At 65.7% G+C, this 13515-nt stretch carries 15 protein-coding genes; 4 read left to right on the forward strand and 11 right to left on the reverse strand.

The features are described 5' to 3' along the window. Positions 1 to 198 precede the first annotated feature (198 nt). Positions 199 to 1209, reverse strand: a complete 1011-nt coding sequence (locus ACNJ7E_RS26660; RefSeq protein ID WP_418341358.1) for a hypothetical protein — start codon at positions 1207 to 1209, stop codon at positions 199 to 201. Between the two features lie 272 nt (positions 1210 to 1481). On the opposite strand from ACNJ7E_RS26660, the gene ACNJ7E_RS26665 reads away from it, so the two are divergent. Next, positions 1482 to 1709, forward strand: a complete 228-nt coding sequence (locus tag ACNJ7E_RS26665; protein ID WP_418341359.1) for a hypothetical protein — start codon at positions 1482 to 1484, stop codon at positions 1707 to 1709. Between the two features lie 29 nt (positions 1710 to 1738). Here ACNJ7E_RS26665 and ACNJ7E_RS26670 read toward each other — a convergent pair whose 3' ends face one another. From ACNJ7E_RS26670 to ACNJ7E_RS26700, 7 genes are all read right to left on the reverse strand, one after another. Continuing rightward, on the reverse strand, positions 1739 to 2431 hold the full coding sequence (locus ACNJ7E_RS26670) for a GAF and ANTAR domain-containing protein (RefSeq protein ID WP_418341360.1): 693 nt from the start codon (positions 2429 to 2431) through the stop codon (positions 1739 to 1741). A gap of 312 nt (positions 2432 to 2743) precedes the next feature. Next, the gene (locus tag ACNJ7E_RS26675; RefSeq protein ID WP_009476254.1) at positions 2744 to 2947 is read right to left on the reverse strand and encodes a cold-shock protein; all 204 of its coding nucleotides are present in this window, start codon (positions 2945 to 2947) and stop codon (positions 2744 to 2746) included. A gap of 80 nt (positions 2948 to 3027) precedes the next feature. Further along, positions 3028 to 3795 (reverse strand): ANTAR domain-containing protein, encoded by a 768-nt coding sequence (locus tag ACNJ7E_RS26680; protein WP_418341361.1) that lies wholly within the window; start codon positions 3793 to 3795, stop codon positions 3028 to 3030. Between the two features lie 194 nt (positions 3796 to 3989). Next, the gene (locus ACNJ7E_RS26685; RefSeq protein WP_418341362.1) at positions 3990 to 5162 is read right to left on the reverse strand and encodes a protein-L-isoaspartate O-methyltransferase family protein; all 1173 of its coding nucleotides are present in this window, start codon (positions 5160 to 5162) and stop codon (positions 3990 to 3992) included. Between the two features lie 228 nt (positions 5163 to 5390). Continuing rightward, positions 5391 to 6008 (reverse strand): hypothetical protein, encoded by a 618-nt coding sequence (locus tag ACNJ7E_RS26690; RefSeq protein ID WP_418341363.1) that lies wholly within the window; start codon positions 6006 to 6008, stop codon positions 5391 to 5393. A gap of 264 nt (positions 6009 to 6272) precedes the next feature. Then, entirely contained in the window at positions 6273 to 7994 is a 1722-nt protein-coding gene (locus ACNJ7E_RS26695) for a relaxase/mobilization nuclease domain-containing protein (protein WP_418341364.1), read from the reverse strand. Continuing rightward, positions 7991 to 8389, reverse strand: coding sequence for a MobC domain-containing protein (locus ACNJ7E_RS26700; protein ID WP_387494295.1), 399 nt, complete (start codon positions 8387 to 8389; stop codon positions 7991 to 7993). The genes ACNJ7E_RS26695 and ACNJ7E_RS26700 overlap by 4 nt, the downstream gene beginning before the upstream one ends. 599 nt (positions 8390 to 8988) lie before the next feature. Here ACNJ7E_RS26700 and ACNJ7E_RS26705 point away from each other — a divergent pair. The 3 genes from ACNJ7E_RS26705 (at position 8989) to ACNJ7E_RS26715 (ending at position 10988) form a co-directional block, all read left to right on the forward strand. Beyond that, complete coding sequence (locus tag ACNJ7E_RS26705; RefSeq protein WP_418341365.1) at positions 8989 to 9366, forward strand: hypothetical protein; 378 nt, start codon at positions 8989 to 8991, stop codon at positions 9364 to 9366. A gap of 79 nt (positions 9367 to 9445) precedes the next feature. Next, positions 9446 to 10216, forward strand: coding sequence for a CPBP family intramembrane glutamic endopeptidase (locus tag ACNJ7E_RS26710; protein WP_418341366.1), 771 nt, complete (start codon positions 9446 to 9448; stop codon positions 10214 to 10216). Between the two features lie 184 nt (positions 10217 to 10400). Further along, the gene (locus ACNJ7E_RS26715) at positions 10401 to 10988 is read left to right on the forward strand and encodes a hypothetical protein (RefSeq protein ID WP_387494389.1); all 588 of its coding nucleotides are present in this window, start codon (positions 10401 to 10403) and stop codon (positions 10986 to 10988) included. Positions 10989 to 11131: 143 nt separating this feature from the next. Here the strand turns inward: ACNJ7E_RS26715 and ACNJ7E_RS26720 are convergent, their stop codons facing one another. From ACNJ7E_RS26720 to ACNJ7E_RS26730, 3 genes are all read right to left on the reverse strand, one after another. Beyond that, on the reverse strand, positions 11132 to 12751 hold the full coding sequence (locus ACNJ7E_RS26720; RefSeq protein ID WP_418341367.1) for a ParB/RepB/Spo0J family partition protein: 1620 nt from the start codon (positions 12749 to 12751) through the stop codon (positions 11132 to 11134). Positions 12752 to 12836: 85 nt separating this feature from the next. After that, complete coding sequence (locus tag ACNJ7E_RS26725; RefSeq protein ID WP_418341368.1) at positions 12837 to 13064, reverse strand: hypothetical protein; 228 nt, start codon at positions 13062 to 13064, stop codon at positions 12837 to 12839. Between the two features lie 17 nt (positions 13065 to 13081). Next, a complete protein-coding gene (locus ACNJ7E_RS26730) occupies positions 13082 to 13429 on the reverse strand; it encodes a hypothetical protein (RefSeq protein ID WP_418341369.1) in 348 nt (115 codons plus the stop codon). Between the last annotated feature and the right edge of the window lie 86 nt (positions 13430 to 13515).

Here is a 13515-nt window from a genome sequence, read left to right on the forward strand (position 1 = left end):
TACGCAAGATTGCGGTCCTCGCACTCTTCCCGACGACCCGTTCGCCGTTCCCTAACGGCTGCTCTGCCGGCCACACCCGCGAACTGAGGACATCGGATTCGTGGTGTTCTCCTACGGGCCACAGGATTCGGACGGGTACGGGGCGAAGTTCGAGCAGTTCCACTAGCGACGTTCCACTTACCGATCCTTCTCCGGGGCTCAGGCTCGTACCCAGTGGTCGTCGCACCATCGCCACAAGGCTGGCTCGTCGTCGACGTGAGCGACGTCGTTGTTCAGCCACCACGTCGCGTCCGGGTTCCACCCGGCGAGGACAGTTGCACCCTTGTTGTCTGCCAATGGGATTGCGAGACCGGGTGTGGTCAGGTAGCCGTGCAAGGTGAGGTGCACGGCGTCGTAGTCGTTGGCCACCGCAGTCCAGTCGGGAATGAACCAGTCGTGATGTTCGCCGGTGGTGTGGAACCAATCGGAGCGCTTGGACTCGCGGACGGCCAAGGGGTACGCGTCGACCAAGCGCGCCCAGTCCGTCGGATTCGTGATCTCGTAGACCCGGGGTGTGCGGCGGACAGTGACCGGCCAGACCCGCGCTTCGTCCCCGCCGAACGAGTCTTCTTCCAGGAGCAGTTCCAGTGCGCCCACGTCATCCCGTGCCCGGCTGGTTTCCAAGGCGGCACTGGGTAACGGTGTCGACCACCATTCCCCACTGATGGCGTTGTCCGGACGTTCTGCGCGCGAAGTGCGAAACCGTGCTTCCATCGCGAGGACGTGGTCGCGCCATTGATCGAGGCCGACAGCAGTACTGCGGTAGGGCAGCGTCGATTCCGGCCACTCCTCGTCCGGAGGGAGTTGGCCGATCATCCGCTGGTTGTCGAGGTCGACTGGCTCCGCCCACCACCGGGTGAGCGGGGATTCCAGAACGGTGGCAGCGACCGGATGTAAAGCCTCCACGGTTTCCGGCGTGGCGAACATGAGATCGTCCTCGTCCGGCGGTTGCCAGTACCGTGCCCAGTTTGTCGCGATAGCGAGAGCGTTGAGTAGGTCCAGTTCGGACAGCCCCGAGATGGCTTGAACATCGACTGCCGCGATCCTCTCGAGCACGTCCGCAGGTGTTCGTGGATGGGCGGCTCGCTCGTCCGTATTGCACATGTACGCGACGTTCGCGCAGAAGAATCGTCCGCGTGGTGACGCGAGAACGAGAGTGACCAGGTCCATCAATGAACGCTACCGAACCCGTGCTGTCCGTCGCACGCAGTTCCCCGCGGTGGAGTTCTGCCCGTTCATACTCGAACGGTGTCGCAGCCGTAAGCGGATCCGCTTACGGAACCACCTGTCCCGCCGGCGCGCTGTCGGTCGGAGTGCCCCGCTGGTGGTTCCGTTTACGGCATCGGTCTAGCCGGACGGAATACGTGCCCCTCGGGCGGCTGCACCAGCTACTGGTCAGAACTGGTGCAGCCTCGACGACTCTGATGGTCCGGAACATCGGAGTGTCTGCCATCTGGGTACCCCGTGCCGCGCGGGCACACGCGGGACCGGGCCCGGGATCGTCGCCGGCACCCTGGACATCACCCCCCGGGCAGGCGCGTGCGCTGATCGACGATCATGCCCGCCTGGTGGGGGTCACGTTGCGCGTGCTGGCCCGGTCGATTACCGACGGGTCGGTTCATCCCACCGAACTGCTGACGGCTGAGGCTCAGCGCCCCGACGCGCCCTGACACCCCCGTCGCCTCCCGACGACGCTCGCTCAGCGCCGGTGTGAGCCGTCATCGACGACCTTTTTCGCGACCTCGGCCAGCGGGGTGTTGGATTGCTGGGACAGTTTCACGAGCATCGTGAACGCCGGGTCCGCGCTGATGCAGAAACGCTCCATCAGCATGCCCTTGGCCTGACCGATCAGGTCCCGGTTCACCAGGGCGGAGCGCAATTGCAGTTCGCGGCGGTCGGCGAGAATCGCGATGGCCGCGTGGGCGGCGAGCACCTCGCCTATGGTGACGGATTCGTCGTCGAACGCGTGGGCGGTCATCGCGAGCACGTTCAGGGCGCCGACGATGTCGGTGTGGGTGTACAGGCGGAAGGAAACGGCGCTGCGCACCCCGGACCCGACGGCCTCCCGGGTGTACTCCGGCCAGCGGGTTTCGGATTCGAGGTCGTCACTGCGGACGACCGCACCGTCGACGGCCGCGTCGACGCAGGGGCCCTGCCCGTATCGGACCTGCACCGCATCGAGTTCGGCGGGCAGCGCGCAGGTGGGGGCCAGGGACTGGAACTTACCCTTGCCGGCGATGGTGAGGATGTCGGCGCTGGCGGCGCCCGGGATCAGCTCCACCGCTGCCTTGGTCACCGCGTGCAGGGTGTGATCGAAATCCGCCGGGGTGGTGAAGGACCGGGCCAGCTCGGCCATCATCGTCCCGAGAGTCTTGTGATCGAAATCGTCCATCCGTCACACCATCCTGGCCTCGCACGAGACGCCCGTGCATCTCAGCACCAGCGGGCAGGCAGGACCGCCCGAAGGCGTTTTACGTCTCTCGTCGAACATTACGCCGCGATCGACCCTGCGCCGCGTGACCAGCCGGTAAATTGAGCCGTTCTGCGGTAGAGCAGCCCGCCTGTATCCAGCGGCAGGGAATGTTCTCGGAAGGCTGCAGCGGCCGATCGGGTCACGCCGCCTGTCGACAGCCGCCTACAGCCTGACCCTGATCCGGGCTTCGAACGAGGACCGCACCCACCGGGGTGCGGTCCCGCGGACTAGTTAGACAGGCCGCACATTCGTGGCCTGCGGGCCCTTCTGTCCCTGGCCCACCTCGAACTCCACACGCTGGTTCTCATCGAGCGACTTGAAACCGCTGCCCGAGATTTCCGAGTAATGCACGAAGACGTCCGGAGTTCCGTCGTCGGGCGCGATGAAACCGAAGCCCTTCTCGCCGTTGAACCACTTCACAATGCCCTGCGCCATGCCGATACTCCCTAAATGTCGATCCGGGCACTCACATCGAATTCCCGATCTCGATACCTCTGATCCTGCCACGCAAGGGGTCAGCGATCGGTGAGGAGGGAGGTCATCAGGTTGCGGGCGACGTCGGCGAGTTTGGTGTTCGTGCGCTGCGACTTTTCCACTAGTTGGTGGAAGGCCTCGTCCGCGGTGATGCGGTGGATCGCCATGAGCACCCCCTTGGCCTGGTCGATCTCGGCGCGCGAGACCAGGGCGGTCTCAAGTTGGGTGACGGTTTCCGCGGTCGCCTGCCAGCGGCGGGTGTTGCTGATCGCTGTCGACGCGGCGGTGGTCAGCAACCGCATCAGCTTCTCGTCGATCGGATCGAACGCTGCGGCCCGGTAGCTGTAGATGTTGAACGACCCGAGCAGCTCACGCTGGCCGGCGCCGTCGACGAGCACCGGAACCGACAGAGATGCGCGGATTCCCGCGGTTTCTGCGGCGGCGGAGAATTCGGGCCACAGGTCGGTGTGCTCGCCGACCACGGCACGGACCGGTTCCTGGGTGCGGGCGGCGTCCAGGCACGGACCCCGGTCCGCCGCGTACTGCTGCTCATCGAGTCGCACCGCCGCCTCGTCGGTGGCGGCGATGGTGCGCGAGCTGGCCTCCTCGATGCTGGTCACGCTCACCGCGTCCGCATCGGGCAGCACACCAAGCGCGGTCTCGGCGAGCCGACCGAGCACCGTCTCGAGCGGCTCCGCCACCCGGGTGGCTGCCCGCAACTCGTCCAACGCGCCGGTGACGGCGTCCAACGCGGCACCGACCTTGATCACCGAGGACGTACCCGGGAACTCCTCAACCATGTCAGCCATCGCCTTCTGCCTTCGATCGTGTCGATTGCGAGTGTCCCACGAACAAACAGATCGCCGATCCTCTGCGCGGGACGGCACAACAACTGCGCCCCCTGCGTCCAGTCAGGCCCCCGAGCCGATACAAAGGGCCAGTGACGACCGCACTCGTGGCACCGTTCCCTCACCGGTTGCCGATCCGTAATCGGTGCCCGTTGTTACGCGCGGAGTGTGACGATGCGGTTGGCGTCGCGATCGGGTTGTATCCACCGATATCCGCTCAGTGGCACCGGAATGTCGGTGTCACTGTGGGGCAGGATCTCGATGTCGTAATGCCCGATGGAGGGGCAGGCCAGGTTCTTCCATTCGGTGAGGTAGCCGGCGAGTTCCCGCACCGCGGGACTATCGGGGCCGGTGGTGGCCAGCAGGCGGCCCCAGGCGACGAGGGCGATGCTGCCGTGCTGGTCCGCGATGCCACAACCGGCATGCACCTGCGGGGTCGGGCCTGCAGTTTTGACCGCGATGTGCTGGAGGTGCGGCGCTTGGAGTGCGAGGAAGAAGTCGACGGCCCATGCCTGGCTGGGTTGACATCCGAGACCGGTGTCGAGCAGGTGCTGCTCCTCGGTCAGTTGCACGCGGTGTGCGGCGCCGCGGGGCCGGTGAAGAGCGTCGCCGTCGGCGAGCATGAAGTTCGAAGCGGCGGTGAATGAGCCGTGCCAGTGTCCCGGCTCGGGCCCCTTTTGGAGTCGGCACAGGGGGTGCGCTTCGCCGTGGCGTAGTGGAACAACAGCGACACCGTCCTCGGTCAGGCAGTCCCACCACAGCGGCGGCACGGTCGCACACCCCACGGTTGCGATCAACCGGTCGAAGGCCCCCCGCAGCATTTCCGGGTCGTCACCGCCGTCACCCGCACGGACCTGCACATTGGTCGCCCCCGTGTTCGCGAGCACGGCTGCGGCCCGAGCAGCTACCTCGGGTTTCGAGTCGATCGTCACCACGCTTCCGGTAGCGGTGACCAGGTGCGCGAGCAGGGCAGCGTTGTAGCCCGTCGCCGTGCCGATCTCGAGGACACGATCACCGGGTGCGATTAACAGAGCGTGCAGCATCAGCAGCATCAGGGAGGGCGTCGTCGACGAACTCGATGGCATGCCGTTCTCGGCGATAAGGGTGGCGAGTGCCTGGTCGCTGTAGATGGCGGCCGCCGCCTCGGATGTGAGGGGCTTGGAGGCATCGATCCAGTCCGGTTTCCCCTGCGCTCGAAAGCGATCGACATAAGACGCTCGGTCCACGGACTTGAACGCTTCGGCAATTCTCTCATCGAGTTCCGGGAGCGAACCCAGGACGCCGCGCTCAAACGATGCGCGAATCTTCGGCGTTCCGTTGTCCGTCAAACTAATTCCCCCTTTTCGACCCGTGCCGTCATGATGCCCGCTCCATCGCGTTGCAGCCGGAGGTTCGCAGGCCCGGTCAGGGATCCGTTAGCGGAGAGATCTCGGGCAACGCCATGTCACCGCGCGGCGCAACACTGGTTAGGTAACGCTCCGCAAGGGGTCGATCAAAAGGGCCCCCACTGTCTTGCCTGACGCCTACCCGATAACGCCTCGCCCTGCAGGGGCTCGTCAGCTCGGGCGCTCGGGCCGCAGGCTTGGATGATGGATCGGGACTGTCTCGCCGCTGGCAAGGGTTACTGTGACGTGCAGTTTCTCTCTCCAGCGCGCGCGGAGCACCGCAAACACGACTCCGTCGTCGGCTCCGACACCTCCGGTGTCTGTATCGAGCGACGACCTCACTTCGAACTGAGACACGCCTTCGGCAGCGATTCCGGCCAGCGCCATCCATCCGAACTCTGGTGGTTCCTTCGCGACGGACGGATCGCCGGATTGATGGACGTTCAACCGCTCCAAGTACGAAGCCCGAAATGAGCGACCGAATCCAACGCGGGGATTGGGTACCCCGAGGATGACGGAAGCCTCCGGTGAATCTTTCCCTGGCCGAACAAGAACCGCCCAACGGGTCGTACCTGCGGCGAATACGACGGCGAAATCGGAGTCGCGCTCGATGAGCCGGACTGGACCGAATCGCTCTCCGGCCGTGGTGCGGTGCATCAAGGGGACTGCTTCGCTCGCAAGCCTCACCGCTGGGTGGGTGCGTAGGTCTTCGTCGATTCTGTCGCGAACCGGAAACAACGTGCTCCCCGGTTCGTCATCCGGTGTGCTCGACGATATTCGGATGCTCATGAACCCTCCAGAACGTGCCCTGAGACCCGATGGATAGTCAGTCCGTACATCGTAGAAGAACAGCCGGCGTGGAATCCGGCGATGTAACCGATCGGTGCGGACTGCATGCCATAAGACGATCCCTAATCGGGGCGACTACTGACCGAACGTGAAGCGCAGGTTCTCGCGTTGATGAGTTCGTTCACTCGCTTGCGCATGCGGACTGTCGTTTCTCCGTCCGGGACACCGGTCACCCAACTGACTACGCAGGTCGGGGATGTGCCCCTATCGTTCAGTGCCATCGTTCCCGCGTGAACGGTCGTGACCGGCATGAGTGCGTGGGGGTGAGTCGAGAGGGGAGGGGATCGGGGAACCCGGGCGCCGCACTGCCTCAGATGGTGGTTCTGCATTGTCGAGCGCGACGAGCCGCCGCAACGCTTCCTGTTCTGATGTGAGTGTCGATGTTGTCGTGCGGCTCTGCTCCGTCGACGCTTCGTCGTGCGCGGAATCCGGCACCGACAGCCGCGGCTGTTGAGGGGCGTGGATGGTCGCGAGCTCGGTCTGCACGGCGTACTCGATGTCGAGTGCCCGGCGCAACTCACCTGCCGCGCGATGCGCATCCGCGATCGCCTCCATCGCCTTCATCAACTGCCGCAGCAACAGCATCGCGGACACGCTCTTCGGGAGATGCCCACTCGTCTGCATCACGATCAGCGCGGCACCACCCGCAGACATCGCCCCCTTCGGTGCCCGGTACGCCCGGTACGCCGGAAGCTGCGCGGACCGAGCGAGCTGACGCGCCGCCGCGGCCAACGGTCCCGGTGTCGGTTCGATCTTCGCGGACCACGCCGCGAACACCCCGGCGGTACGGCCGGCGGCGCGTGCCCACTGTGCCCGGTCCTCGAGCGGGATGGATCGCAGGTAGGCGTTCCACTTTCCAATGTCCGCGGTAGCGCGGTCGAGCAGCTTCGGGTCGAGCTCCTGACTCTCCCGTCCCGCCCGTACCGTCGGCAGGTCGCGGCGAGCCGCGTTCCATTCCGCGACTGCCGCCGACGACGCCTGTGGGCTGTCCTCCCACTCGCTGCGCAACCGCGGCAACGTCAGATCCTTCGCGAGATGTCCACCGCCGTAGAAGACCGGAGTCTGCCCAACGACAGGCCGAACAGCGACCTTGTATCCGACCACGACGTCGCTTCGCCCCGACGCGAACCGGGGCCGCGCGACCAATCCCTGCCCACGCAGCCGACGCACGAACTCCGCCTCCGACTTCGACGCAGTCGCACACGCCCGGACACGGCGCGCGAGAAGCTCGCGGTCCAACTCAGGGGCACCCTCACGCTCGGCACGATGCTTCTCGGCCCGGTGGTAACCGCGCTCGCCGGAACCCGTTACACGAGAGGCAATAACCGCGAGTCCGTGCTTGCGTTCCAGCTCGCCCGCGAGCTCACTCGCGCGCTTCTTCGACCGCCACAAGTCGACCTTCGTACCGTCCTCGCGCACCACGGACGCCGCGATGTGGATGTGGTCGTTGCCTTTGGTGGACACACCGTGCCGGACCGCGGCCCAGCGGGCGGGGGAGCGGCCGGAGGTCTCGGTGAACCCCATGCCGTCCATGAACTCCTGCGCTATCGCGCCCCACTTCTCGTCGGTGAGCTGCCCCTCGTCGACGTGCAGCGAGAGCGAGCAGTGCCACACATTCGCATCCCGCCACGGGTCGATCGGGTCCCGGACCTTCTTGCCGTGCGAGTCCCGCACATCCTCGCCATTGGCGTTGCGGAGGTAGTTCGGTTCGCGGACCTCGGTGCCGAAAACCCGGCGCGGCTCATCGATCTGGCGGGCAATCGCGATCGCGTCCTGGTGCGATAACTCGTTGTCGTCGTGCCATGCCATGATCGCCGGATCTCCCGCCACCAGGTGCGGGTCGGTGTGCTCGTTCGACCGGCCTGGGCCTTGCAGGTACGACAGCAGGCCGGTCATCTTCTCACCGTTGGTGATCTTCACGATCATCGCGCGTCGAACTCCTGCAGAATGCCGTCGATTCGCATCGCAACCCGTCGCACCTCGCCGAGCGTGACACCGAGATTCTCGGGCAGATCCCCGGTGGCGTTGGTGGCCTTCGCCATCTGGTTGACGTTGATCGAAATCGCCGACAACAACCGGAACGCGCCGAACAATTGCTCTGCGAATTCACGGCGCTCCGACGCGGTCTCAGAGTGCTCCGCCAGGGCGGACTCAACGAGCAACCGCGGGACACTCACTCGCGCATGCTGCGCCTTCGCCAGCAGCGCCGACTCCTCCTCGGGAGTCACCTTCACCACATGCCGGGCATGCCGGCCCCCGTCGACGTTCGCACGGCGCTCACGCCGGAATCGGCGCGGACGATCAGCGGTCTCATCGCTCATCGTCGTCACCTCTCAGTTCGGCCCAGCGCAGCGCCCCCACCACGTGGGGCTACACGAGAGTGTCTCAGGTCCAGAGCGCAGCGTCCAGACCTGACCCCAACTTAGGGCACCTAAGTTTCCATCTTGCTCCGCCGGGGCTCGATCAGTTGGCACGCAGCGCCTGCGTCGTGTGCCCGTTCTTGAAAGAAGTACAGGACGAGCGCAGCGAGTTCATTTGCGCGGTTTTCCGGCCATCCCCACCTGTGGTGCGGACCCAATTGTGGGTGCCTGAGATCGAGCGGAGCGGGATAGGGAATCTCGGGCATCCACACGAGGATCTGGGCGCTCCACACTTGTGGTCGGCCGACCCCTGAACAGGGCGACAGAGGGCCGCGCTGCGCGCGTCCGACGCGACTTCGCCGCGGGGGAGTTGTCCCCAAGTGGGTACCGGGCTTAACGGCATTGGGCACACACGACATTTCTCCGCTCCGCTGTGTCGTGTGCACACAACGCCTACCCGGACACCCACCCGGGGCAACGGAATCCGAGCGCGACTCGCCTCGCGCACACGCCGCGTGTACGGCTCGAGATTCGCGCGCAACGTCTATACGATCGACCGCATGGAGAACCAGTCGCTGGAAACCGAATTCGCCGCTCTCGATGAACAGATCCGACGAGAAGCCGAGAAGAAGATGCAAGCGATCCGCGTCGTCGCCACCGCACACAAAACTCTCGCCGACACCCGCGAGGAGTTCGCGCGCACGGATGCGGCCAACAAGAAGGCCTTGACCGACGCGATCGCCGACGCCCGCAGCGCCGGATTCACCGACGCCGACCTGAAGCGGTGGCAGGCCGATGACAGCAAGACCAACCGACGCGGACCGCAACGCCGGCCCCGCAAGAGCGCCCAGAAAGAACAGTCGGCGACACCGGCCAACAGCGGAGCGGCCACCGCCTCACCCGAATCGGCGGAGGACAAGCTCGCTGCGTCGGCCTGACCAAAGTCTCACGCCATCGTGCCACTGACACTGCATGTGTCGGTGGCACGCTCATGTTCATCACTTCGGGGGGATCTCGATGAGCGATGCCGCGATCGACAAACAGGACAAACCATCAAACGGTGATCGCCACGCTCACGTGCGCGATAAGCGCTTCCTCATCACAGTTACGGGACCGCTTCTGGGGACACTATGGGCCGCGAACCTTGCACCCGATCACCCAATCTCGGCAGTCCTCGGCGCACTGATCATCTTCGCCCTGGCCGCGCTCATGGTGAAGAAGGCTTCCCCGATCGGGCCGGCCTGGAATGTCCGCGCGGAGTTCGCCCGCGGGTTCCGCTGGCTGGGTCTCGGGCTGGTACGGATTCGGGATCGACAAGTAGCGGTGCGCGCTCAGCTGATGTGGATCGTGGTCATTCCCACTGCGCTCGCACTACTGGACTATCACTACCTCTCAGAACTGATCAGCGAGGCGTTTCCCGTAGTCGACCCCGCAGAGCTTGCCGCGCAGGAAACTCGGCATGCGAATGTGAAAACTCTAGGGCTCTATGGCGCGCTTGCCGCATCGTTTCTCGGTGCAAGCCTCTTCGAGGAAATCGTCTTCCGCAGCCTCCCACTGATCGTGCAGCGATGGCGACCGCACGCCACGATCCTCATCGCGATCACCGCTGCCGCATCCACCGCCCTGTTCGCGCTAGTGCATTCGAACTTCGGCACCGGCAACGTCGTTTCGGCGTTCATCGGCGGCGTGGTCTACGTTGCACTCGCGCTCTACACCCGGTCGCTCTGGCCATCGATCATGGCCCACGGCATCTACGACGCGATCATCATGGTGAGCTGGGCGATGTAGGCCAACCACAACAACACGCAGCGAGCGCCCCGATCCGGTCACAGGTCGGGGCGCTCGCTCGCTGCGTCACCGCTTGTGTCCGACCTGTCGGTCCCTGCATCTATCCTCGCCGGTAACAGCACCCGGAACCGGTTGAGTGGAGGACACCCTGAGCGTCACCAGCGGAATTTCCCCGCTCCCGGGTATGCCCGTTCCCTCGACAGATGCGGAGGACGAACAGCTAGCTCTGATCGGACAGCCACAACCGGTGCGCGTTCCTGCACGACTGTGGCGATCGTGGCTCACCGAGCCCACGATCGTCGCTCGGTTCGAAGCGAAAATCTATCGGCGTGCCGACGAGCTGTGCACTGTCTGGACCGGAAGTGTCAGTTCAACAGGCCACGGTTCGTTTCGTGCGGCGAGCCTTCCCGGCGCGTCTCGACGTGGCACCGTGCCCGCGCATCTGTTCGCCTACCAACTCGAGTACGGGGTGATCCCGAGACTGGGGTGGTCCGGTGCCGATGATGCGGTGCTGTGCCATCAATGCGACTTCGCCGGTTGCGTCAATCCACACCACATGCGCCTGGGCACCAACGCCGTCAACCGCACCGAGTACTACCTGCGCCGCCGGAACCTCGCCAGTCCACTCGCCGACATCCGCGGTCCCGCCGGGCGCACCCGCGCCGTCGCCGCCGCCGTCCGCGCCGGCCTCGCGCACGGCGACGAACCCGACCGCATCGAGTTACGGATCCGCCGCGCCGAAGCCGCCGGCCTGCCACTGACTCTCTGGTGATTCACGGTGCGTCGCACAGACCCAGGTGCACGCACACGGCTGATGCGCAGAGGGTGTTCGGGGCTCGATGCCCCGAACACCCTCCATCCCCTCCCGAACGCGCCCCCGGAACTCCACACTTCCGGGGACGCGCCAGGTCATAACTAGGCGAGGTCGATGTCCTCGGGCCGCAGCTCGCCGCTGATCACCTTCTCCACATTCGAGAGGGTGTGCCCGTTCTCGGTGAGCATCCCGAGGTACTCGCTCACGTACTGCGGCCGCGACCGCCATGCGTCCTTCGCCATCCGCGACTCCATCGCCGCGACAGTGAGCGCGAAGGTAAGCATCCAGGCGCGGGACTCGCTGGCGGCCGTCGCTGCGGCCGCGATCTTCTTCTTCGCGTCGTACGTCGTCCAGGTCTTGTCACCCATCAACTCCGGCAGCAGATCGGACGAGTGGAACTCCGACAACTGGTGCGGTGCGAGCGCGACCATCATCGCCGTCCACATGGCGGCGTTCTTCGGGGGCTTGTTCGCCGACAGCATCTCGCGGATGAACTCACGCCTCACGTCGGTAGCGGACTCGGCCAACTTGTTCAGCTCCCGTACCCGACGCCGCTGCACCCGCTTCGCCTCCTCCGCCGCCAACAGTGCGGCCTCGCGCGCTTCCTCGTCCTCCGGCAACGGGTTGGTCGGGTTGAACCCGGCAAGCTGGATCGCCCGGTTGAACTGGTAGCGGCCACCGTTGACCGGAACCAGGCCGGCCTCCTCGGCACGCAGCACGTCGAGGAAATAGAACTGCGGCACATACACGTCGCGTTCCTCGACCGAGTTCGCGTGCCGCAGCCCTTCCTCGGGTTCGACGTCCGGGTCGTCGAAGGTGTCCCAGTCGATGTCACCCTCTTCGACCGGCTCTCCGGACTCGACTTCGACGTACATCGTGTCGGTGCGCACCCACACGCCCCACAGGTCCGGCCGCTGCCGCACCTGCTCCTCGGTGATGTGCGCGCGCGGGTCCGCCTCGGCGTCCTCGGCGGTGGCGATGTACCGCCAGTGGATCTTCGAGTCGTCGCGGTAGCCGGGATCGCCGTCGAGCACGGTGAACCCGGCCTCGGCGTACGGGGCGGAGCGTTCGGCGCGGGTCGCCTTCTCCTTCCGGTCCGCCAGCAGCATGCGGGCCTGGTAGTCGAACGAGTGGCGCTGGCACTGCGCCAACATCTCCACGGCCTCGGTGTCACCGTCCGCCTCGAACTTCGCCACGATCGCGGCCTGTTCGAGCGTCAGGCCCTGTTCCTCGAGGCTCGCGCGCGCGGCGTCGCGGCGTCCGACGGCGCCGAGCAGCTTGACCGCCTTCCGCTTCACGCTCAGCTCCTTCGAGACTCGTTCCACCGGCACCCCGAGGTCGAGCATTTCGGCGATCCCGGCGGCGTTCTGCGCGGTCGTCAGGCCGGTGCGGTGGTTGTTCGAGTTCATCTGCTCGCTGATCCGGGCGATGGCACGCTCGATCTCGTCGGTCGTGTCCTGCGAGCGCACCAGCACGGGGATGGTGTCGCGGTCGGTGGCGATCGAGGCAAGCACTCGGCGCTGTCCGTCGATGACCACCAGGACACCGTCCTCGCGGCGGTTCGCGGTGATCGGGTGCAGCACACCGTGCTCGCGGACCGACGCCACGAACCCCGGTGTCGCCTCGAGGTCCACCTGGTCGCGCACGTTCTTGCCGACGTCGAGGGTGTGCGGGTCGACCTCGATCAGCTCGACGCCCACCGGTTGCTGTGTTGCGGTCATGATGTCCTTCTCCTGTACTGTCTCGGGCGAGAACACCGGGCAGATAGTTGCTGCCCGGTGTTCTCTTGTTTCCGGTGGTTCCTCGTCAGCGGGAGGCCGGTGTATCGGCGGAGCCGTACGCCTGCCGTGCCATCTGCCACCCGACGGCGAAGCCGTCGTTGAAGGTGTCGAGTTCGGCGGCCATGTAGCCGAACTCGATTCCTGCGCGTTCGGCGAGCACGTGCAGCGGCTCGTCGTCGCTTTCGCCGCACGACGCGAGCACACCGGCGGTGAATCCCTGCTCGCGGATGATGCGGACCGTGTCCTCGGTCATTTCGGTCTCCTGGGTTGTCAGCGGAAGGTGATGGATTCGCGCGTCGGGTAGACCCGCACGAATCCGGCGGCGGCGACGGCGTACGCGACCTCGCCGTAGAACAGGACGTCGCCCTTGCTCAGCGATCGGTGCCCCTCGGCCCGGTACCGGCGGACCACGTCGAGTCCGACAAGCTGGGGGCCGGGTTCGTTGAACGCCTCAAAGACCTCCTCGAGGTTCACCTCCAGGTCGCGGCGCGGATCCATCTCGAACCGGGCCACCTCGCGCAGGGGGTCGCCGTCGGTGTAGCCGATGAGCATCGCGTCCCGTGCCTCGTTGTGCAGCACCCGCATCGGCACACTCGGCGCTCCCGGTGTCACATTCATCTGAGGTTCCCTTCGGTGGTGATGGGACCGGACCTTTCCGGTCCCGGTCGTGTGAGTGGTGTCCGTCGTGTCGGTGGGAACCGGGC

This window comes from Rhodococcus mengyinensis (assembly GCF_048381435.1).
GTDB lineage: Bacteria > Actinomycetota > Actinomycetes > Mycobacteriales > Mycobacteriaceae > Rhodococcus_F > Rhodococcus_F opacus_D.